The organism is Streptomyces sp. NRRL F-5122 (genome assembly GCF_001507435.1).
Taxonomy (GTDB): Bacteria; Actinomycetota; Actinomycetes; order Streptomycetales; family Streptomycetaceae; genus Streptomyces; species Streptomyces lannensis.
In genome coordinates this window covers 1-323 of record NZ_LMWH01000166.1, presented here as the reverse complement: position 1 = coordinate 323, position 323 = coordinate 1, and the positions used below count along the sequence as shown (strand labels likewise).

Below are 323 nucleotides of genomic sequence, written 5' to 3'. Positions count from 1 at the left end.
GAGGCTCGGACAGGCTGTCCAGGAGATCTACCACCGGATGCTCGTCCGTGCGCCATGGGCTTACCAGCGGATCTACTCCAGCACCGAGCGCGCCGGAGGCGGCGGCCCGGTGGCGCGGGCGCTGCTGCGCGTCGCCGAGGAACGGGTCCTCCACGCCCTGTCCCCTGGGACTGGCGCGGTCGTCTCGACCTACCCCGGGGCCAGCCGCGTGCTGGGCAATCTGAGGCTGGACGGACGGCTGACGGTCCCCGTCCTGACCTATCTGACCGACTTCTCCGTGCATCCGCTGTGGGTGGCGGACGGGGTGGACGTCCACCTGGCTG

At 71.2% G+C, this 323-nt stretch carries 1 pseudogene; it reads left to right on the top strand.

The features are described 5' to 3' along the window. A pseudogene (locus ADL25_RS18010) lies at window positions 1-323 on the top strand (UDP-N-acetylglucosamine--N-acetylglucosamine transferase); the annotation flags it as partial.